The sequence below is a fragment of the Hominilimicola sp. genome (genome assembly GCF_046972485.1).
GTDB lineage: Bacteria > Bacillota > Clostridia > UBA1381 > UBA1381 > Hominilimicola > Hominilimicola fabiformis.
In genome coordinates this window covers 19,036-40,907 of record NZ_JBKVWU010000005.1, presented here as the reverse complement: position 1 = coordinate 40,907, position 21,872 = coordinate 19,036, and the positions used below count along the sequence as shown (strand labels likewise).

Here is a 21,872-nt window from a genome sequence, read left to right as displayed (position 1 = left end):
CCTTATTTTGCCATTTCAAGCATTTTATCAAGCGGCACAAGTGACTTTAATCTTGTTTCGTCGCTTACATGCACTTCGTTTTCACCTGTTTTTAAAACGTGACAGACTTTTTCGACTGTGTTTAGTTTCATATTAGGGCAAAAATGTTTTGTACCTGCAAAGTAGAATTTCTTATTCGGATTTTTTGTTCTAAGTTCATAGCCCACTCCGCTTTCTGTACAGATTATAAATTCTTCATTGTCGCTTTCAGTTGCGTAATTTATGATACCCGATGTACTTCCTATGTAGTCGGCAAGGTCAAGCACTTCCTGTTTACATTCCGGGTGTGCAAGCACAAGTGCCTTCGGATATTTTTCTTTTATAGCCTTTAGATTGTCGGCTGTCATTGAAACATGAACGTGGCAAAAACCTTTGTTTAGTATAATGTTCTTTTCAGGTATCTGCTTTGCAACGTGTCTGCCGAGATTTTCGTCAGGAATAAAGAAGATGTTTTTATTCGGCAATGATTTTACAATCTTAACCGCATTTGATGAAGTTACGCAAACATCACTGTGACACTTTAATTCGGCGGTTGAATTTATATAGCATACAACCGCAAGGTCATCATACTTTCCACGCATTTCTTCGATTTTCTCAACTTGTGCCATATGCGCCATAGGACAATCTGCCGACATATCCGGCATTAAAACAGTTTTGTTCGGGTTAAGAATTTTCGCGCTTTCGCCCATAAACGACACACCGCAGAAAACGATAGTCTTTGCGTCAACCTCTCTTGCCACTTTTGCCAAATAGTAAGAGTCACCGATATAGTCAGCTATTTCCTGCACTTCATCATTAACATAATAATGAGCAAGAATTACAGCATTTTTCTCTTTCTTCAGTTGCTCGATTTCTTTTACAAGTTCATTCATAACATATAAACCCCTTATATAATTTATTTTTAACAGTATAGCACTTATCATTACACCTGTAAAGACACCTGTATAAACAATGTGAAAAACATACAAAAAAACGACAGCTTTTAACACTGTCGTTTGATGTATTCGTCAAATCTTTTTATATGATTTTCGGCTGATTTTATTATATTACCGTCTAATTTATAAGGTACTGCATTTAAAATACTTCTCAAAACTTCGTCCGTATCAATATTGTTCACATCATATATTTTACCGCTGTAACCTATTTCGTCAAGTGCATTTTTTGTCTTATCAGAATACGCAATCGGCACAACAGGTATGCCCATTCTGATTGCCAGTATAGTCGAATGAAAACGTATTCCCAAAATTGCTCCGCAACGCTTGATATTTTTCAACATATCATTTATATCTGTGTATCGTATAATTTCGGTCATATGTTTATTTTTCATAATACCGTAAACTTGATTTGCCACCGAAACATCATCTTCCAAGCCTGTATTAAAACACAAAAGACAAACATTTCTGCCTGTTTCGTTAATAAATCTGTCCGCAATTTCTGCCAACAAATTTATATCCGCACTCTTATGCACGCTTATCCCAAGTGCATTTTCACTATGCACATTCGGTATCATTCCGTCACTTAACGACAGCACCATATCGGGATATTTTCCGCATTTTACATTCGGTATATTCTTCGTTATATATTCATACGAATATCTGTCACGCACCGTCACAAAGTCATATCCGCTGATTTGCTTTTGTATAACTTTTTCGGCAACGCGATTAACAAAACCGCTTATATTGCAGTTTATAACGGCTCTGTTTTTTGAATACCGTTTTTCGCGGTACATATCACGCATACGATAAGCTATACCTTTGTTGTTGTGTATCAAAAATCCCGAGCCTGTCACTTTTAAATAACAGTCAAAACCTATTTTTTCTTCAGTATATTCGGCAATATCAAGTTTGGGAGATGTTATATACAGCTTATGTTCTTTAAGTCCGTCAGCCGCAAGATACAGCATAAGGTCATCGCCGAAATTACCATCAATATATCCGTCAAGCAAAATCCTCAATCTTTTACTCATTCCTTAAACTTCCCATCTCCACGCATACAAAGACGCAACTTTCATTCGCCATCTTAGAGGAAAAATCAGCAATGCAAGGAAAAACGCCTTATGCTTGATACTGCATTTTCGTGTAAGCGCGGACTTTAAATATTTTCTGTAAACATGGCTTGTCATAACTCTGTATGCCGATTCATATGATAATTTTGCACATAGTCCTATATTATATGTAACAATCATTGACGCGGTAAATGACACCGCCTTTTTCATTTCAGGCTCCGCCTCTGCCATATAGTCAATGAACAAATCGCATATCGCCGCCAATCTTCGCTCGCCGTTGCTTACATTATGAAAATGACTTGTTTCATACTGATAGTAATTATAATAAGGCTCGGAAATAAAGCAAACTTTTTTTAAACAGCTAAGCATCTTTAAATTAAACATTAAGTCTTCTGAAAAATATTTCTTTGTATCGCAGAATTTCAAGTTGTTTTCCTCAAGAAAACTTCTTCGTATAAGTTTGTTACAAATTTCATAACTGTGATAGCACGTTGAAAAATATTTATCGGCATACTCGCCCTTATCCTCAACGATAACTGTCTTGTCCAGTGGTTTAAGCTGAATTTTTCTTGTTCTGTCGGGATATATGTCATATAAATTACACTGCACCATATCCGCATTTTCCGTTTCGGCTTTTTCATACATTTTTTCAAGCATACATTCCTCTATTGTGTCGTCAGCGTCAACAAATGCAATATATTTACCGCTTGCAACAGACATTCCGTTATTTCTTGCATATCCTTGACCGTAATTAAGGTGAGAAATTATTTTTAATCTATCGTCATTTATACCTTTTAATACCTTCAAAGTGCTGTCGTCCGAACCGTCATTTACCGCTATCACTTCGATATTGGCAAGCGTTTGATTAAGCACGCTGTTTATACATCTTCCCACTGTTTTTTCACAATTATATACAGGTATTATCACACTAACTGCTGTTTCCATACTTTCCTCCGTTCCCGTTTGTTCTATTAATAATATCATAAACATATTTTTTTGTAAATACTTATGATTGACTGTAACCGTTAAAAATGATATACTTAATAAAGTGTTGACACAAACTGTCAATAGCAAAATCATATGTAAAGGAGAACGTGAATGAGCATATTACTTAGTATTATCGTACCTGTCTACAATGTAGGTTCTTTTCTGCCTAAATGTATCAACAGCATTATTTCACAAACCTTTACAGATTTTGAACTTATACTTGTAGATGACGGTTCAACGGACAACAGCGTCGAAATATGTGATGCCGCCGCAAAAAAAGACAGTCGTGTACGAGTTATTCATAAAGAAAACGGCGGCGTTGTCAGTGCAAGAAAAGCAGGGCTTTCCGTTGCGGTAGGCAAATATGCAGGCTATGTTGACGGTGACGATTGGATTGACGAGCATATGTACGAACATATGGTTAATGCAATGGAAAAATATAATTGCGATATGATTATGTGTGACGTTGAACACGAAAACAAGTCCGTTCCGTTTTCTTCCGGCAGCACGCATATCAATATAAGCGGCGGTTACTATAACCGTGAACAGCTTGAAAATAACGTGTTCCCTAAAATGATTTATACGGGTGTGTTTTATAAGTTCGGAATATACCCTGTCATATGGAATAAACTCTACAAAAGAGAAAAACTCATTAAACATCAAATGGCGGTTGATGACGATATTCGCACCGGTGAGGACGCGGCTTGCGTATATCCGTATTTGCTTGAATGTGACAGTCTGTATTTCTTGGAAAATCTGTCTTTGTATCATTACAGACGTTCCCGCACTCAAATGACGGTAAGTTATGACAGTTCATATTTTGACTGTTTCAAGTCACTGTATGAATTTTTGTCAAATTCATCAATCGCAAATTCACCGTATTCAAATCAACTTGAATACTACTATTCTTATCTTGCGAAAACCGCAATAAGCAACGAACTGAAAAAAGCAAATTCAGTTCCGATTAAGACAAAGCTAAATCACATCAGAGAAATATGTATATTTGCCGATGAAAAAGGTTTTATCGATAAAATAGATATTTCCTCCTTGCCGTTTTTCCACCGTATGTACTTCAAACTTATAAAAAGAAACAGACCTTTTTTACTTACCGTCTGTATAAACATTGTGAGATTTTGGCAAAGATTTTTCAGATGAGGTAGCAATATGAGAAATTTAAAATCAGGATTTATACTTTCATATATAGCCATTTTTATACAAAGCATAATCAGCATTTTATACACTCCCGTTATGCTTAGACTTTTGGGTGAAAGCAATTACGGACTTCTTCAGCTTGCTGTCTCCACAATGTCAAGTCTCAGCATTTTAAGCTTTGGTTTCGGAAGTTCGTATATGCGTTTTTATTCACAATACAAAGCCGACAATGACGATAACGCAATATCGGTTCTGAACGGTATGTTTACGATAATATTTATTTCCGTTTCAATTTTGTCGCTTATCGTCGGCGGTTTTATAACGATGAACACATCAACTCTGTTCGGTAAATCAATGACCGCAAGCGAGATAAAATTACTGAAAACATTGCTCGGCATATTGACCGTAAACCTTGCGTTTACATTTCCGTGCAGTATATCCGATTCGTACATAATCGCACAAGAGCGTTTTTCGTTTCAGAAAATTCTGATTATAATATCATCACTTTTAAATCCTATGCTGACTTTTCCTCTGCTGATTATGGGACACGGTGCGGTTTCCGTTGCGATTTGTATGACGGCGATTACCGTTATAAAACTGCTTTGCGGTACGGTGTATTGTATAAAAAAACTTAATATGCGATTTTGCTTTGCATTTGATAAAAATGTTTTCAAACAGCTTTCGGTATTTTCGTTTTTTGTGTTTTTGAATATTATAAGTGACCAAATTAATTGGAATGTCGATAAAATTCTGCTCGGAATGTTCAGCGGTGCAAAAAATGTAGCCGTTTATTCAGTAGGTTCTCAATTCAACGGATATTTCCTTACATTTTCCTATGCACTTTCGTCACTTATGACGCCAAAGGCACATACGCTTATCGCAAACCATGCCGACAACAGAGAAACAAGCAAATTTTTTGCGTCATTCGGCAGAGTGCAGTTTGTCGTTATGGCTTATATTTATTTTATAATAATCGCAGTAGGCAAACCTTTTATCAAACTTTGGTCGGGGATTGACAGCAATATCCCCTACTATACCGCATTACTGCTTATTTCGCCGCTGGTTGTAACTTCAATTCAATCTATCGGTATTGAAATTCAGCGTGCAAAAGATATGCACAAATTCCGCTCGGTTTTGTACTTTGTAATCGCCGCAATTAATATTGCCGTAAGCATTCCGCTGTGTATAAAATTCGGCGAGCTTGGCTGCGCATTCGGTACGGCTTTAAGCCTTGTTGTCGGGAATATAATTATAATGAATATATATTATCATAAACGCGTCGGACTTGATATTAAATATTTTTGGAAAGAGATTTTTAAATTTATTCCGTCTTTGATTATTCCGATTTTGACGATAATCGTAATCCGTCATTTTGTTTCGGATAATTTGTTCTCAATAGCTTTGTGCGGTATTATATTCACCGTCTTTTATGCAGTGTCAATGTGGTTTTTAGGACTTAACCAAAACGAAAAAAAATTATATAAAAAATGATGCACCCCGAAAGGTGCATCACTGCATATTATTCTATTGATTCAATAACAGCATATTTGCCGTCTTTTCTCTTATATACAACATTCATTTCATCAGTTTCCTGATTTTTGAATACGAAGAATGTGTGACCCAACAAATTCATTTGAAGAATAGCCTCCTCAACACTCATAGGCTTAACGGTAAATCTCTTTGTCTTAACAACTTCAAACTCTTTTGTTTCTTCACCCTCTGTATAAGTCGCACCGCTGATTAGGTTTGCGTCAAGAGTAGCATCTCTCTTTATCTTCTTTGAAAGACGTGTCTTATTCTTTCTGATTTGTCTTTCGATAACGTCTACAATCTTATCGATTGCGGCAAGGATTTCTTTATCTGATGCCTCTGCTCTGTACATCATACCTGCAGCATAAATTGTAGCTTCAATATAATCATTATCTTTAATCGTTCCGATTACGACTCTTGCCTCAGATTCATCTTTGAAAAACTTATCAAGCTTTCCCAATTTCTTTTCAACATAATCTCTGATCTTATCTGTCACATCGTATCTTCTGCCAATAATTTTGAACTTCATAAAACTCACTCCTTTTGTGTTTAGCCAAAGATTATTTTTAATAAATTATCTTTGTTACTATATATATACCACCATATTACAAGTTCAAACATTTTTTTTGAAAAAATTTTTATATTTTTTTATGCTTGCATTATATAGGAATATATAGTAAAATAATAAGTTGAGATAATAATTATTAAAATATGAGGTGAAAATATGCTTGGAATTTCATTAACAGTGCTTTTCTCGGCACTCGCCGCTTTTGCTGTATGGTCATATTACATCAATCCGGCACTAAAAAGCAATGTGAAAAAGGATAACAACGCAATGTATATTATTGCCGCCGCGGCTGTGGCATTTATACTTCGTTTAATCCTCGGAGCAGTCTACAGAGGACACAACACTGATATGAGTTGTTTCATAGGCTGGTCAAACGCCGTTTTTGAAAACGGTTTCGGTAAGTTTTACACACTCGATATGTTTCACGACTATCCGCCGGGATATATGTATGTTCTCTATATAGTCGGTGCGATTGAAAAACTGTTCGGTTTCTCCGACGGTGCGCAATACGCACTTGTAAAACTTCCGGCTATTGTATGCGATATTCTCGCCGGTGTACTTATATACAAAGTTGCAAAGAAAAAGTTTTCAGACGGACTTTCAACTGTGTTCGCGTCGCTATACCTTTTCAATCCCGCAACTATAGTAAACTGTTCTCTTTGGGGACAAGTCGATTCGGTATATACATTGTTCATACTGCTTATGATATACTTCATAAGCGAAAAGAAAATGATTTATTCATATTTTATGTTTGCAATATGTATATTCATAAAACCGCAGGCATTTATATTTACGCCTATACTTATATTCGGTATAATCGAAAATGTATTTATAAAAGATTTCAGCAAAGAAAAGCTGTTAAAGAATTTGGGATTTGGTGTCAGTGCAATAATCCTTATGGTGTTGCTTGCACTTCCGTTCGGAATATCAAATGTAATCGGCCAATACACCACGACTATGGCGTCATATCCTTACCTAACGGTCAATGCGTTTAACTTGTGGGGTGCATTGGGTAAAAACTGGGAAGGTCTTTCATCGTTTACAACTGTTATCGGTTATGTATTCCTTATTGCCATTGTCGCATATTCGGTATATGTATTCTTCAAGAGCAAAAACAATGCGAAGTATTACTTTGTCGGTGCATTGCTTGCGTTTATGACATATATGCTTTCAACAAAAATGCACGACCGTTACGCATTCCCTGCAATGGGGCTTTTGCTTTTGGCATTTGTTTCAGTGACTGATTTCAAAAACTTTATTATGTATGCACTTGTTACACTTTCGCAGTTCTTTAACACTGCATGGGTACTGTTTGTATACGAAAAAAGTCCGAACGACTACTTCCGTTCCGCACCTGTTTTGATTGCGTCTTTAATAAATGTTGTACTTCTGATATTTATAGTTTACTTGACGCAAAAACTTTATGCAGGCAACGAACTTAAAGATACGGTAAAAGAAGAAGTTAAGAGTACGAAAAATTCAAAGCAAGCATATCAAAAGAATACAAAAAGTTCTAAAACTTTCGCAAATACTCCTGTTAAGAAACAGGCTAAATTCGCCGTAAGCGAAATATTCCCTAAAATAACCCGTGTAGACGTTATTGCAATGGCGGCTATAGTCGTTGTATATTCATGTATCGCACTTTATGACCTCGGCGATATGCACGCGGCAGAAACGGAATATATGATTTCAGACGCACCTGTAACGCTTGATTTAGGTAAGGACTGCAACATCAGCCAATATAAATTCTTCCTTGGTTCATATGAACTTGAAGACAACCGCAATTTAACAATCACTTTTGCGGACTCATCAAACAATACAACCGCTACAGAAACACTTACAGAGGGTTCTGTATTCCATTGGGAAGAAAAAACAAAGAGCGTTACCGCAAGATATGTTACACTTTCAACAAACGGCACAGAGCTTTCAATGAAAGAATTTGCCTTACTTGATTCTTCGGGCAACCTTATAGAGCCTGTTTCGGCAACACCGTCAGAGGGACAGGCTTTGTTTGACGAACAGCAGGAAGTTCCGGAGCGTTCATCATTCAGAAACGGCACATACTTTGACGAAATTTATCACGGACGTACAGGCTATGAATTTGTACATCATCTAAACGTATACGAATGGACTCACCCACCGCTTGGTAAAGTATTTATTTCAATCGGTATAAGAATATTCGGAATGTGTCCGTTCGGCTGGAGAATTGTCGGTACTGTATTCGGTATATTTATGTTACCGCTTATATACCTTTTTGCAAAGAAATTGCTAAAGAAATCTTGGCTTGCAATAGTTACTTGCCTTTTGCTCACATTCGACTTTATGCACTTCGCACAGACAAGAATTGCAACAATAGACGTATATATCACATTCTTCGTAATGCTGATGTACTACTTTATGTATAAGTATTACAGCACAAGTTTCTATGATTCGTCATTCAAAAAAGGACTTATCACACTTGCATTGTGCGGAATTAGTATGGGACTTGGCATAGCAAGTAAATGGACAGGTATATATGCAGGAGCGGGACTTGCGGTACTGTTCTTCATAACACTTTACAAGCGTTACAGTGAGTACCGTGTCGCAGTTAAAACACCAAATGGCGAAACAAACGGAATAAGTCACAAATTTATAATTGACAACTTCAAGCCGTATATGATAAAAACAATTTTATGGTGCTGTATATTCTTCGTAATAGTACCGCTTATTATATACTGTCTTGCATATATTCCGTACTTGCAAGCACCGAATTCGCAAGGTTTCAAGACGATTATTGATAACCAAAGCTCAATGCTTACTTACCATTCAAAGACCGTTCTCGGCTCAGAGCATCCGTTCTCGTCACGTTGGTATGAATGGATTATTATGAAACGTCCTATATGGTACTATTCGGGAACAATTACATCGGAGGTTAAAGAGGGTATCAGCTCATTCGGTAATCCGCTTGTATGGTGGCTTGGTATTCCGGCATTCTTCTATATGGTATATTTGATTTTCAAAAACAGAGATAAAAACGCATTGTTCCTTGTAATCGCTTACCTTGCACAGCTTGTATCGTGGATACCTGTTACAAGACTTACGTTTATATACCACTACTTCCCTTGCGTACCGTTTATCGTGCTTATGCTCGGTTATTCAATCCTCAACATCTATAACGAGGCGAAGAATAAAAAGGCGGTTATGTACGGTGCATTTGTATATGCAGGACTTGCAATCGTATTGTTTGCAATGTTCTACCCTGTTCTTTCGGGTCATCCGTGCAGTGTAGACTACGTTGACCACTTCTTGAAATGGTTTGACTCATGGGTATTGATATAAGATAAGGAGAAAAATTTATGCGTATTATAAATTCAAATGACATTGCAGAAGTTGTTAAGGGTATGTGTATCAAAGCAAATTGTCACATAAACAAAGACATCAAATCTGCACTTAGCAACAGTGTCAAAACCGAAAAATCGGATATTTCAAAAGGTGTTATAGAAAACCTTTTGAAGAATGCCGAAATTGCTGACAGCAAAGAAGTTCCTATTTGTCAGGATACAGGTATGGCAGTGTTCTTTATCGAAATCGGCAATGAAGTTTTTGTTGAGGGTGACACAATAACAGACGCCGTAAACAAGGGTGTTTCAATGGGATATACAGACGGATATTTAAGAAAGTCGGTTGTCCGCGATCCGCTTGACAGAGTGAATACAAAGGATAATACTCCGGCGGTTATTTACTACGACTTCGTTAAAGGCGATAAAATTAAAATCACATTTGCACCGAAGGGCTTCGGCAGTGAAAATAAAAGCGGACTTAAAATGCTTAATCCGTCAGACGGCATAAACGGAGTTATTGACTTCGTTATTGAAACAGTCAAAAAAGCCGGTGCAAATCCTTGTCCGCCTATGGTAATCGGCGTAGGTATCGGCGGTACTATGGATAAAGCGGCACAAATCGCTAAAAAGGCTCTTACAAGAGATATTGACGTTCCAAACTCAAATCCTTTTTATGCTGAGCTTGAAAAAACGCTTTTAGAAAAAATAAATAAACTGGGAATAGGTCCTCAGGGTATGGGCGGTACAACAACCGCCCTTGCCGTAAATGTGGAAACATTCCCTACCCACATTGCAGGCTTGCCGGTTGCAGTAAACGTAAACTGTCACGCAACAAGACATACTGTGGAAATTATATAAAATTTGAGCCTGCCCGGCAGGTTGATATAAAATTGAATAATCTTGTCCGGATTATAATGAGACTATAGGGTTTTCTGTTTTTGAGTCAAACAGTATTAACCCTATAGTTTTTTTTCGGAATAAATATAAGGAGAATTATTTATGGATCAAACGTTTATGAAAGAAAAAAAGATACTGCCGCTTGTGCTTTCAATGGCTTTGCCTATGATAATATCTATGGCGGTAAATTCACTGTACAATATCATCGACAGTTTCTTTGTCTCAAAAGTGAGCGAAAACGCAATGACCGCACTTTCGCTTGTCTACCCAATTCAAAATCTTGTAAATTCTATCGCAGTCGGATTTGGTGTAGGCATAAATGCGGTAGTTGCATTCCATCTCGGTGCGGGCGAAATGCAGAACGCAGACAGAGCAACAACTTACGGATTGTTTCTAAGCTTTATACACGGACTTATACTTACCGTCTTTTCAATATTCAGTATGCCGTACTTCGTAAAAATGTTCACAACCGATACAGATGTTATCAATCTTGCCGTAATGTACTCAACTATCGTGTTTTCATTTTCAACAATAGTAAATGTCGGCATAGCATTTGAAAAGATTTTCCAAGCAGTCGGCAGAATGAACGTATCAATGATAAGTATGATATGCGGTTGTGTCACGAACATTATTCTTGACCCTATAATGATATTCGGCTTAGGACCTTTTCCCGCTATGGGTATTCAAGGTGCGGCACTTGCCACAGGTATAGGACAGACTATAACGCTTATCATTTACTTCATATTCTACTTTGCAAGTCCTATTCAGGCAAAATTCAGAATAAGTCTGCTCAAATCCGGCAAACGACTTCTGAAAAAGCTATACTCAATCGGTGTACCGGCTATGCTTAATATGGCACTTCCGTCATTGCTTATAACGGCACTTAACGGAATACTTTCCGAATTTTCAGGCTCATACGTTCTTGTACTCGGTGTATACTACAAACTTCAAACATTTATATACCTAACCGCCAACGGTCTTATTCAAGGTATCAGACCTATCATAGGCTATAACTACGGTGCAGGTGAACACAAACGTGTTAAGCAAATATACAACACCGCACTTTTGCTGTCGGCAATAATTATGGCTTTGGGTACTGCACTTTCGTGGATTATGCCGTCTACACTGTTCGGAATGTTTACTGCAAACCCTGATACGCTTAAATTAGGCGTTACGGCACTTAACATTATCAGTATAGGATTTATCGTATCAGCCGTATCCGTAACGTCGTCAGGGGCTTTGGAGGGGCTTGGAAAAGGTCTGCCGTCATTGTGGATTTCGCTTTTCAGATATATAATAATTATCATTCCTGCGGCTTTTGTTTTCAGCAGATTTTTCGGTGCGGTAGGTGTATGGATAAGCTTTCCGTTCGCCGAATTTGTCACAGCCGTTTTTGCGTATTTTATTTATCATAAAGCAAGCAGGAGAATATAAAAAATGTGCGGTCAAATAAAATGACCGCACATTTTGATTATCTGATTTTCTTACATTCAAGATAAAATCTCTTATCTGCCGCCTCACCCATTGAGAAAGTTTTTCGCGGAAGTGAACCGTCCTTTATAACTGTTGTGAACAAGTCGTTTTTCTCCATTGAATCGACCATAAAACCGATTGTATTATCTGCCTTTGCAAGATTTCTTACAACGTCGTTTCCATGGATATAATCAATTTTACCGCCGTTTTCGGCAAGGTATTTATCAAGAAATTTTTGAAGTGTTCCGACAGGAAGATTTGAGTCTGTATTCTTAATATAGATACTGCCCTCATTACCGCCGTATGTATAATCAATACGCTGACCGCCGTTATCTTCATATTCCGCACCGTAAAACGCAACAAGTTCATCAAGCAATTTCTTCGGCTCTGTTTCAAATATTACACGTTGAATAGGTTCAAATTCAAGTGTTTCGTCGTGGATATTCATAAGCTCAACCAACGCAAAACGTGCAGGGTGAGTTTTAATTTCTTCCTCTGAAAGTTTCTTTTTAATTTCTTCCCAACAGGTTTTTGCGGTTGCAAGAGAATGATTTCCGTCACCTGCCGCGAACATCAGCACGCCCTTATCCTTAACACCGTATTTTGCCTCAAAATCAGCCTTATCGCCGAGTTTTTCTATTGCGTCAAGTATATTCTTCTTTGCACTTTCATTTACATTATAACCCACGATATGTCCCGAATTTTTCATAAGGTCAAAATCATAAATCTTTTCAAAATCGTTTATCTGATTTTCAAGCGGTTCAACAACCGCTTTTTCTCTGTCATCAATAAGTATCAGAATGTGCGGTGCCTCAAGCGGTGCATTTTTTCTTATACGCTGTCTTGGCGGAATACGTTCGATAATTGTACCCTCCGTTGCACGAACTTTTGACTGTGAGCCTTTTGAAAAATCATATTCTTCAAGATCAAGCATTCCGACAATACCGTGACGTGTTTTTCCGTTCGGCTGAGTACGTTTTACATATATAAACGTGTCCTTTAACTCTCTGAAAATACCCTTATTTATATACTCCTCCATTGTGCTGTTTATCTTCTTGATACGTTCGTCTCCGTCACCGTCCTCAAGATAAACCTCAGGGAATATAATATTTAGCGTTGACGGACTGTCACCGACAATATTTTTTACATCTTCCCAATATTCTCTTTCAGACGTGTATTGGTCACACGCCACAACGCTCCACTTTGTGAAATCAACATTTTGCGGAATAAGTATGTCCGCCGGTTTAAAAATTGCCATAGTTCTGCCCTCCGTTATTCTTTCGTTATGTCTGCGAATACGCAGTCTGTTGCTTTTTGCACATCATTCGGCGAAAGGATAAGCGTTGTACCGCATCTTCCGCCGCTGATTGCGATTGTTTCAAAGTTTTGTGCCGTTTCGTTTATATATGTCGGATATTTCTTCTTCATTCCGACAGGCGATACTCCGCCTCTGATATACCCCGTAAGTCCCAAAAGTTCTTTGACGTGTATCATCTCAACCTTTTTGTTACCCGAAACCTTTGCAAGTTTTTTTAAATCCACTTCGTGATTTACTGCTATACAGCTAACCATTATACCCGTTTTGTCACCTCTTGCGACAAGAGTTTTAAATGATTTTTCAGCCGGAATACCTGTCATTTCGGCAATAGCCTCACCGAAATGCTCGCCGACTTCATCAGCCTCATATTCAACCGTTTCATATTTTATCTTTGACGCATTAAGCAAACGCATTGCATTTGTTACAGTCTTTTTGTCCTTTGCCATTTATATCACCTTATTTTAATTCTACTATCGTTACACCGTCTTCGCCCTCGCCGTATCTGCCGTTTCTGAACGATTTGACGTATCTGTGTTTTTTCATATATCCCTGCAAGCCTTTACGCAAAATGCCCGTACCTTTACCGTGAATAATGCTTACAGGCGAAATTCCCGCAAGGTAGCAATCGTCAAGGAATTTTTCAACATTCATCCACGCTTCTTCAAGATTTTGTCCTCTGACGTCAACTTCCGTTGAAACGTTCTTTGACTTCGATTCAAAAGCCCTCGTACTTCTGACGTACTTTTCAGCCAATTCCTTTGACTTCTTTTCTTCAACCTTACGCAAGTTCGTTATATGCACGTCCATTTTTATAATACCCGCCTGAACACGAACATTGCCGTTTTTATCAGGCTCTTTTAAAACTGTCGCCTCTTGATTCATATCAACGATTTTAACAGTCGCACCCGGTTTAAGATTTTTAGGCGGTTCGACATATGTTTTCTTCGGCTTTGCCGCACGCGCCATTGCCTTATCAATCGTATCTTCTTTCTTTTTCAGCTTGTCACGCATTGCGGAAGTCTTTTTGTCAAGATTGCCTCCGTTTGAAATACCTTGCTGACGCATTTTTTCAAGGTCGCGAATAATGCTGTTCGCCTCATCCTTTGCGTCCATTACAAGTATTTTCGCCTCACGTCTTGCCTCATCAAGTATTCTTGATTTATTTTCTTTAAGCTTTATTCTGTCATTTTCAATCTGCTTTCTGAGATCGGTAAGTTCACGCTTCATTCTTGCCGCCTCGTCAGCCTCTTTTCTCGCCTTTGCACGGTTTTGTTCAAGGTCTGTTATGACGTCCTCAAATTTTATATCCTCATCAGACAATATATCGTTTGCTCTGTCAATTATTCTTTCGTCAAGTCCGAGTCTGCGTGAAATTGCAAACGCATTTGACTTACCCGGTACACCGATAAGAAGTTTGTAAGTCGGCTGAAGTGTCGCAACGTCAAATTCGCATGACGCATTTTCCACACCGTCAGTCGAAAGCGCGAATAATTTCAATTCACTGTAATGAGTTGTCGCAACGGTTGTAGCCTTTCTTGCACGAAGAAATTCCAATATTGATATAGCAAGTGCCGCACCTTCTGTCGGGTCAGTTCCCGCACCCAATTCGTCAAACAGTGCAAGTGAATTAAAATCAATATTTTCAAGTATGCTCACTGTATTGACCATATGTGACGAGAATGTCGAAAGGCTCTGTTCTATTGACTGTTCGTCACCGATGTCCGCAAAAATATGATGGAACACAGCCGCTTCACTGTTATCCTGTGCCGGAATATGAAGTCCTGCCGCCGCCATAATCGAAAACAATCCGATAGTTTTAAGCGTTACTGTTTTACCGCCTGTATTCGGACCTGTTATGACAAGCGTATCATATTCGCCGCCAAGCATTATGTCATTTGCCACGACCTTCTCTTTGTCAATAAGCGGATGACGTGCTTTTTTATATCGTATGATACCCTTGTCGTTCAGTACAGGCTCATTTGCGTTCATATCAAGCGACAGTCTGCCCTTACAGAACATAAAATCAAGCTCCGTAACATACTTATAATCCACAAAAATTGTATGACTGTTTTCTGCAACAAGTGCCGAAAGTTCCGCAAGTATTCGCTCAATTTCCTGTTGCTCTTTCGTATGCAAATCACGGATTTCGTTGTTGTTGTTTACAACGCTCATAGGCTCGATAAACAGAGTTGCACCGCTCGCGGACGTATCGTGTACAATACCGTTTACTTCACCTCTGTATTCACTCTTTACGGGTATAACGTATCTGTCCGAACGCATTGTTACAATAGGGTCTTGCAAAAACTTTTTGTAATGCGTTGAGTGAATCATAGAATTAAGATTTTCCTTAATCTTGCCGTTTAGATTTCTTATTTTTCTTCTGATTGTGTTAAGTTCAGGTGACGCATCGTCGGCAATTTCATTTTCAGAAACGATACACGAATTAATTCTGTCCTCAAGTTGTTTTGCCGTTATGATAGCCTCCTCTATACCGTGAAGAATTGTACATTCTTCGGCTGATTCGTCTATATACGACTTCATACGTCTTGCTACATACAAAAGTCTTGATATGTTCATAAGTTCCTTTGTATGAAGTACACCGTCACGCTCTGTTCTTTTTACCGCTCCAAGCACATTTTCAACAGACAGATTTACCGGCGGTGAGCCGAGTTTTAATAAGGTTGACATTGCCTCTGTCGTTTCTTTCTGTGCCGCCCTTGCGTCCTCTAATTCCGTATACGGAACTATTTCTTCAATGCGTTTTTTTACGTCTTTGCTCTCCGTATATGATGAAAGCCGTTCAAGTATCTTGTCAAATTCAAGTACCTTGAACGCTTTATTCTGTTTATCCATTTTACCTCTCCTATTTTATATAGAATATACTTTTAGATTAGAATACTCACCAATCATAGGCGCCATTTGTCTGAAACCTATTTTCCCGCCGCCTAAAACAGGACCATATTCCTTTCCGTCGTCTTGCCATGAAAATACAGGCAAATCGTTAATTATAAAATCAATCTTACCGTCTTTTTTTACAAGCTTTATATGATAGCTTTCAAATGCGTCCTCGCAATTCGGAATAGGGTCTGCACCTTGTACAACAAGATGAAAGCCCTTGCTTTTTCTTAAATTGCAGGTATGAAAACCTCTTTCCTCGTCCCACTTTCTGCGGAAATATGAAACATGGTACGCATTTATATCACCCGAATGATACAAATTATACTGTCCGTCCCTTTCCTGCAATGACGGATCAAACAAATCTTCACCGTTCACACCCTTTGCCGAAAAGAACAAAATCGCCAATCCCGGCTCTTCAATCGGTCTGAAGTCCCACTCTATCTGCACATCTGAAGGGAAGTCCTCGTTGCACCAATACACAAAGTTTGACTTTTGTCCCAAATCGGCAGACAACGCATTTTTCATACGCATTTTACCGTTTTCAAAATATATCTCGGCACTTCCCTCAAGAACGAAATCTTTTACGTCATTCTCGCAGGACAATTTGTTTTCATAAACTAACTTCATTGTTTTTAATCCTCCACAAAAAACTCATCTTAACCTATATTATATCAGCAATATTTACTAAATACAACACGAAATCAAAAAAAAGGATTGAAAAATCTGTGAGAATAGTATAGAATGGTATATATATTTTTATGTAAAGCAATATAACATTGCTAGTGGACAATAAGGAGGTACATTATAATATGTGCGGTATAGTAGGATATATAGGTAAAAATCAAGCAGCTCCTATTTTGCTTGAAGGTCTGTCAAAACTTGAATACAGAGGATATGACAGTGCAGGTATTGCTGTTTACAATAATAATGAATTGGAAGTTGCTAAGTCAAAGGGAAAATTAGCGGTTCTTTCAGAAAAAATTGACGGCGGTAAAAAACTTGGCGGTAATATGGGTATCGGTCATACACGTTGGGCAACTCACGGCGAGCCGTCAGACGTAAATGCTCACCCTCATCTTTCACAATCAGGCCGTTTTGCCGTTGTTCATAACGGTATTATCGAAAACTACATTTCATTAAAGAAAAAACTTGAAAGCAAAGGTTTTGAATTTATTTCTGAAACAGATACAGAAGTTATCGCTCACCTTTTTGAATATTACTACAAAGGTGACATAATGGATACAATGATTAAGGTTATCAACAGAGTTGAGGGTTCATATGCTCTTGGCGTACTTTGCGTTGACTACCCTGACCAATTTATCGCAGTAAGAAAAGCAAGTCCTATGATTGTCGGTCTTGGTGACGAAGAAAACTTTATCGCATCGGACGTTACTGCAATTTTAAAGCACACAAGAGATATTTACTACCTTGAAGATAACGAAATCGTTGTACTTAAAAAGGACAGCGTAAAGGTTTACAATACAGATAAAGAAGAAGTTAAAAAAGAAAAGTTCACGGTTGATTGGGACGTAAGTGCGGCTGAAAAAGGCGGCTATGAACACTTTATGATGAAAGAAATCGAAGAACAGCCAAAAGCTATCAGAGATACCATCAGTCCGAGAATTAAGGACGGCAAAATCGTTCTTGACGATATTTCTCTTACAGAAGAAGATATTAAGAATATCAATAAAATTTATATCGTTGCATGCGGCAGTGCATACCATGTAGGCGTTGTAGGCAAGTATGTAATCGAAAAAATGTGCCGTATTCCTGTTGAAGTACAGGTTGCGTCAGAGTTCCGTTACTGCGACCCTATCGTTGGCAAAGACGACCTTGTAATTGTAATCAGCCAGTCAGGCGAAACAGCCGATACAAAAGCCGCTCTTGAAGAGGCGAAAGCTCGCGGCGCAAGAGTGCTTTCAATCGTAAACGTTGTCGGCAGTGCCATTGCAAAAGCGTCTGATGATGTTATTTATACATGGGCAGGTCCTGAAATCGCCGTTGCAACAACTAAGGCCTACAGTACACAACTTACTGTTATATACCTTATCGCCGCATATATGGCTGATAAATTAGGTAAAATTTCTAAAGAAGAATATGCTGACTTTATTAAAGAAATTGAGTCACTTCCGGATAAGGTTGCTGAAATTCTTAAATCTAAAGAAGATGTTCAGTATCTTGCCTCAAAGTTCTATAATTGCCATTCAATATTCTTTATCGGCAGAAACCTTGACTATGCAGTATCTCTTGAAGGCTCACTAAAGCTAAAGGAAATATCATATATTCACAGTGAAGCATACGCCGCAGGTGAATTAAAACACGGTACAATCTCACTTATTGAGGACGGTACACTTGTTGTAGCGCTTGCAACAGGCAAGAATTTGTTTGATAAAACAGTTTCAAATGTTAAGGAAGTTAAAGCAAGAGGTGCGATTGTTATGGGCGTAACAACCGAAGAACATGAACATATGGACGACGTTGCTGACTATACTGTAAAAATCCCTGCAACGCACGAAATGTTACTTCCGTCACTTACAGTTATTCCGTTGCAGTTATTCGGTTACTATGTTGCATCATTAAAGGGCTGCGACATTGATAAGCCGAGAAACCTTGCAAAATCGGTTACTGTTGAATAATCCTGACAGAAATATTTTTTGTGGTATAATAATAATTGATAGAGTGCCTGACAGGCTTTGAATGTCAGACACTCTGTTTTTTTATTTATATTTAATTTGATGAGACGGTTTTATGACGAACAGAAATAATCTTTTTTATGACGCTGTTAATACAGTCGCTCACAATCACGTTAATTGCGCCTGCAATAACGCTTATCGCAACATTTATCCACAGTTTTGCGGGACGTCGAGGCACCGTACTCTCTCTATACGGGCGGCCGATGACCGCCACTACAAATATGCTATGACACCACACATACTTTCTTCGTAGGGGCGATCATTGGTCGCCCCTTAATTCGTATTTTACTTACCCCCTCAGTCGTTTCAACGACAGCTCCCCTCAAGCAAAAAGCCTCTCCTTGAGGAGAGGTGGCACGCAGTGACGGAGTGGTGGTTATCGTGACACCGAGGCATCGTACTCTCTCTATACGGGCGGCCGATGACCACCCCTACAAATATGCTATGACACCACACATACTTTCTTCGTAGGGGCAATCATTGGTCGCCCCTTTAATTCGTATTTTACTTACTCAGTCGTTTCACGACAGCTCCCCTCAAGGGGCGCCACTGTAGTGGCAGCCACTCATCATTTTGCATAAATAAAAAAAAGTTATTCTATTCTAAATTTTGCAAGTTGCATATTGACAAAACTTTATTTAGTGGTATAATTAAAGCATAGAAAACAGTTAGTTAAGACAACTAACCCCATAGATTGAGCGAAGATAAGACAAGGGTGTTTTATATTTTTAAATATAAAATGCCCTTTTTTCGTAAGATACTTATTGTTAGCTCAGCAAAACATTTTGATTGTACTTTTATTATATATGTGCATCAATAATTTCAGGAGGTATTATTATGGAAAACGGAAATGTAGCAGAAATTTTCGGTGAGAAGGTTTTTAATCTTCCTACTATGAAGGCAAGATTGCCTAAGGATATTTACAAATCATTGCTAAAGACTATCAATGACGGTTCAAAACTTGATATATCCGTTGCGGAAGTTGTTGCAAATGCAATGAAGGACTGGGCACTTGAAAACGGTTGTACTCACTACACTCACTGGTTCCAGCCAATGACAGGTCTTACAGCCGAAAAGCATGACTCTTTCATTCAGCCTACAGATGACAGAACTGTCATTATGGAATTCTCAGGCAAAGAGCTTGTTATGGGTGAGCCGGATGCGTCTTCTTTCCCATCAGGCGGACTTAGAGCAACATTTGAGGCAAGAGGTTATACAGCTTGGGACCCGACATCATTTGCATTCATTAAGGATCACTCATTGTACATTCCTACATCATTCGTTTCGTATACAGGTGAAGTTCTTGATAAGAAAACTCCTCTACTTCGCAGTGAGGCTGCAATCGACAAGGCTGCAAGAAGAGTTTTGGCTCTATTCGGTAAATTCCCTAAGAGAGTTGTTTCATATGTCGGTCCTGAACAGGAATATTTCCTTGTTGACAAAAAGCTTAGAAATAAGCGTAAGGACTTACTTTTAACAGGCAGAACTCTATTTGGTGCAAAGCCTGCAAAGGGTCAGGAAATGGATGATCACTATTTCGGTCAAATTAAAGAAAGAGTTGCAGCTTTCATGCAGGAAGTTGACGAAGAACTTTGGAAACTTGGCGTACTTGCTAAGACAAAGCATAATGAAGTTGCTCCTGCTCAGCACGAAATCGCACCTATTTTCTCAACAACAAACATTTCTTCAGATCACAACCAGCTTACTATGGAAGTTCTGAAGAAAGTTGCCGACCATCACGGTCTATACTGCCTACTACATGAAAAGCCATATGAAGGTATCAACGGTTCAGGTAAACACAATAACTGGTCAATCGGTACATCAGACGGCGAACTTCTTCTAAAGCCGGGTAAAAAACCTGAAGAAAACGTTCAGTTCCTATTGTTCCTTGCAGCAGTTATCAAGGCTGTTGACGATTATGCCGATTTACTTAGAGTATCTGTTGCAACAGCAGGTAATGACCACAGACTTGGTGCAAACGAGGCACCTCCTGCTATTATTTCAATGTATCTTGGTGACCAGCTTGCAGCAGTTGTTGACCAGCTAAAGAGCGGTAAGGGTGTTAAGTATGAGGCAGGTAAGCTAATCGAAACAGGTGTTGAATCACTTCCTGATATTGAAAAAGACACAACAGACAGAAACAGAACTTCCCCATTTGCATTTACAGGTAACAGATTTGAATTCCGTGCTCCGGGTTCAAGACAGTCAATCGCAGGTATCAATATCGTTATCAATGCAATCGTTTCCGAAACACTTACAGAAATCGCAGATCAACTTGATGGTAGCAAGGACATTTCAAAAGATGCTCTTGAACTTGCAATCAAGATTTTCAAAGATCACGAAAGAATTATCTTCAACGGTAACGGTTACAGTGATGAATGGGTTGCAGAGGCTGAAAAGAGAGGTCTATATAACTTAAAGACAACTCCTGACGCTATGCCTTACTTCGTAACTCAGAAGTCAATCGACTTGTTCACAAAGCAAGAAGTATTTACTGATGTAGAAGTTAAGACAAGAGGCGAAATCATGATGGAGGATTACAACAATACACTTCATTTTGAAATGCTTACAATGCTTGAAATGGCTAAACAGGAAATTCTTCCTGCTTGCCTAAAATATACAAAGTTCGTTACAGACGATATTGCTTCAAAGAAAGCACTTGGTCTTGACGCTCCTAAGGAACTTGAAAAGGCTCAAAGACTTACAGAGCTTACAGAGGATCTTATGATTAAGATTGATACTCTTGACGCCGCTACAGACGTTCCTGACGTTGACGTATACGCAGTGGGTATGTATTATAAGGATACTGTTCTTCCTGCTATGGACGCACTTCGTGAAACAGCCGATACTCTTGAAACAATCGTTGCAAAAGAATACTGGCCGTTCCCAACATACACAGATTTACTTTATCTTGTATAATCTAAAGAAACTTCTTTCTTTGTTATAAATATAGTAGCAACAAAAAATCCGATGGAACAAACCATCGGATTTT

General features: G+C 38.5%; 15 protein-coding genes. 7 read left to right on the top strand and 8 right to left on the bottom strand.

What is annotated here, in order from left to right:
• Nucleotides 1-2 precede the first annotated feature (2 nt).
• The 3 genes from nadA to ACLTU0_RS01345 form a co-directional block, all read right to left on the bottom strand.
• Nucleotides 3-911, bottom strand: coding sequence for a quinolinate synthase NadA (gene nadA, locus ACLTU0_RS01355; RefSeq protein WP_022229344.1), 909 nt, complete (start codon nucleotides 909-911; stop codon nucleotides 3-5).
• Nucleotides 912-1,021: 110 nt separating this feature from the next.
• Nucleotides 1,022-2,005, bottom strand: a complete 984-nt coding sequence (locus tag ACLTU0_RS01350) for a polysaccharide pyruvyl transferase family protein (RefSeq protein ID WP_412274168.1) — start codon at nucleotides 2,003-2,005, stop codon at nucleotides 1,022-1,024.
• A 3-nt stretch (nucleotides 2,006-2,008) separates the two neighbouring features.
• Entirely contained in the window at nucleotides 2,009-2,989 is a 981-nt protein-coding gene (locus tag ACLTU0_RS01345; protein WP_412321098.1) for a glycosyltransferase family 2 protein, read from the bottom strand.
• Nucleotides 2,990-3,142: 153 nt separating this feature from the next.
• Between ACLTU0_RS01345 and ACLTU0_RS01340 the strand changes: the two genes are divergently transcribed.
• Together ACLTU0_RS01340 and ACLTU0_RS01335 are read left to right on the top strand one after the other, a co-directional pair.
• Entirely contained in the window at nucleotides 3,143-4,186 is a 1,044-nt protein-coding gene (locus tag ACLTU0_RS01340; RefSeq protein WP_412274172.1) for a glycosyltransferase, read from the top strand.
• Nucleotides 4,187-4,195: 9 nt separating this feature from the next.
• The gene (locus tag ACLTU0_RS01335) at nucleotides 4,196-5,674 is read left to right on the top strand and encodes an oligosaccharide flippase family protein (protein WP_412321096.1); all 1,479 of its coding nucleotides are present in this window, start codon (nucleotides 4,196-4,198) and stop codon (nucleotides 5,672-5,674) included.
• Nucleotides 5,675-5,702: 28 nt separating this feature from the next.
• Here ACLTU0_RS01335 and hpf read toward each other — a convergent pair whose 3' ends face one another.
• Nucleotides 5,703-6,242 (bottom strand): ribosome hibernation-promoting factor, HPF/YfiA family, encoded by a 540-nt coding sequence (gene hpf / locus ACLTU0_RS01330; protein ID WP_022229339.1) that lies wholly within the window; start codon nucleotides 6,240-6,242, stop codon nucleotides 5,703-5,705.
• A gap of 195 nt (nucleotides 6,243-6,437) precedes the next feature.
• On the opposite strand from hpf, the gene ACLTU0_RS01325 reads away from it, so the two are divergent.
• The 3 genes from ACLTU0_RS01325 to ACLTU0_RS01315 all read left to right on the top strand — a co-directional run bounded on the left by ACLTU0_RS01325 (nucleotide 6,438) and on the right by ACLTU0_RS01315 (nucleotide 11,932).
• The gene (locus ACLTU0_RS01325; RefSeq protein WP_412321094.1) at nucleotides 6,438-9,599 is read left to right on the top strand and encodes a glycosyltransferase family 39 protein; all 3,162 of its coding nucleotides are present in this window, start codon (nucleotides 6,438-6,440) and stop codon (nucleotides 9,597-9,599) included.
• Nucleotides 9,600-9,616: 17 nt separating this feature from the next.
• Nucleotides 9,617-10,459 (top strand): fumarate hydratase, encoded by an 843-nt coding sequence (locus tag ACLTU0_RS01320; RefSeq protein ID WP_337870171.1) that lies wholly within the window; start codon nucleotides 9,617-9,619, stop codon nucleotides 10,457-10,459.
• Nucleotides 10,460-10,600: 141 nt separating this feature from the next.
• Nucleotides 10,601-11,932, top strand: a complete 1,332-nt coding sequence (locus ACLTU0_RS01315) for an MATE family efflux transporter (RefSeq protein ID WP_412321092.1) — start codon at nucleotides 10,601-10,603, stop codon at nucleotides 11,930-11,932.
• Nucleotides 11,933-11,969: 37 nt separating this feature from the next.
• Here ACLTU0_RS01315 and ACLTU0_RS01310 read toward each other — a convergent pair whose 3' ends face one another.
• From ACLTU0_RS01310 to ACLTU0_RS01295, 4 genes are read right to left on the bottom strand one after another with little or no spacing between them, the layout of a single operon-like run.
• A complete protein-coding gene (locus tag ACLTU0_RS01310; protein ID WP_412321090.1) occupies nucleotides 11,970-13,229 on the bottom strand; it encodes a DUF1015 domain-containing protein in 1,260 nt (419 codons plus the stop codon).
• 14 nt (nucleotides 13,230-13,243) lie between these two features.
• Entirely contained in the window at nucleotides 13,244-13,735 is a 492-nt protein-coding gene (gene ybaK, locus ACLTU0_RS01305; protein WP_118446244.1) for a Cys-tRNA(Pro) deacylase, read from the bottom strand.
• Nucleotides 13,736-13,745: 10 nt separating this feature from the next.
• Complete coding sequence (locus ACLTU0_RS01300; protein WP_117964848.1) at nucleotides 13,746-16,142, bottom strand: endonuclease MutS2; 2,397 nt, start codon at nucleotides 16,140-16,142, stop codon at nucleotides 13,746-13,748.
• A 15-nt stretch (nucleotides 16,143-16,157) separates the two neighbouring features.
• Nucleotides 16,158-16,814, bottom strand: a complete 657-nt coding sequence (locus ACLTU0_RS01295) for a YesU family protein (RefSeq protein ID WP_147513630.1) — start codon at nucleotides 16,812-16,814, stop codon at nucleotides 16,158-16,160.
• Nucleotides 16,815-16,996: 182 nt separating this feature from the next.
• Here ACLTU0_RS01295 and glmS point away from each other — a divergent pair, with 182 nt between their 5' ends.
• Both glmS and ACLTU0_RS01285 read left to right on the top strand, forming a co-directional pair.
• Nucleotides 16,997-18,823, top strand: coding sequence for a glutamine--fructose-6-phosphate transaminase (isomerizing) (gene glmS, locus ACLTU0_RS01290; protein WP_412321088.1), 1,827 nt, complete (start codon nucleotides 16,997-16,999; stop codon nucleotides 18,821-18,823).
• Between the two features lie 894 nt (nucleotides 18,824-19,717).
• Nucleotides 19,718-21,799 carry a glutamine synthetase III gene (locus tag ACLTU0_RS01285; RefSeq protein ID WP_412293681.1) on the top strand — a complete coding sequence of 694 codons (2,082 nt, stop codon included), beginning with the start codon at nucleotides 19,718-19,720 and terminating at the stop codon, nucleotides 21,797-21,799.
• Nucleotides 21,800-21,872 lie beyond the last annotated feature (73 nt).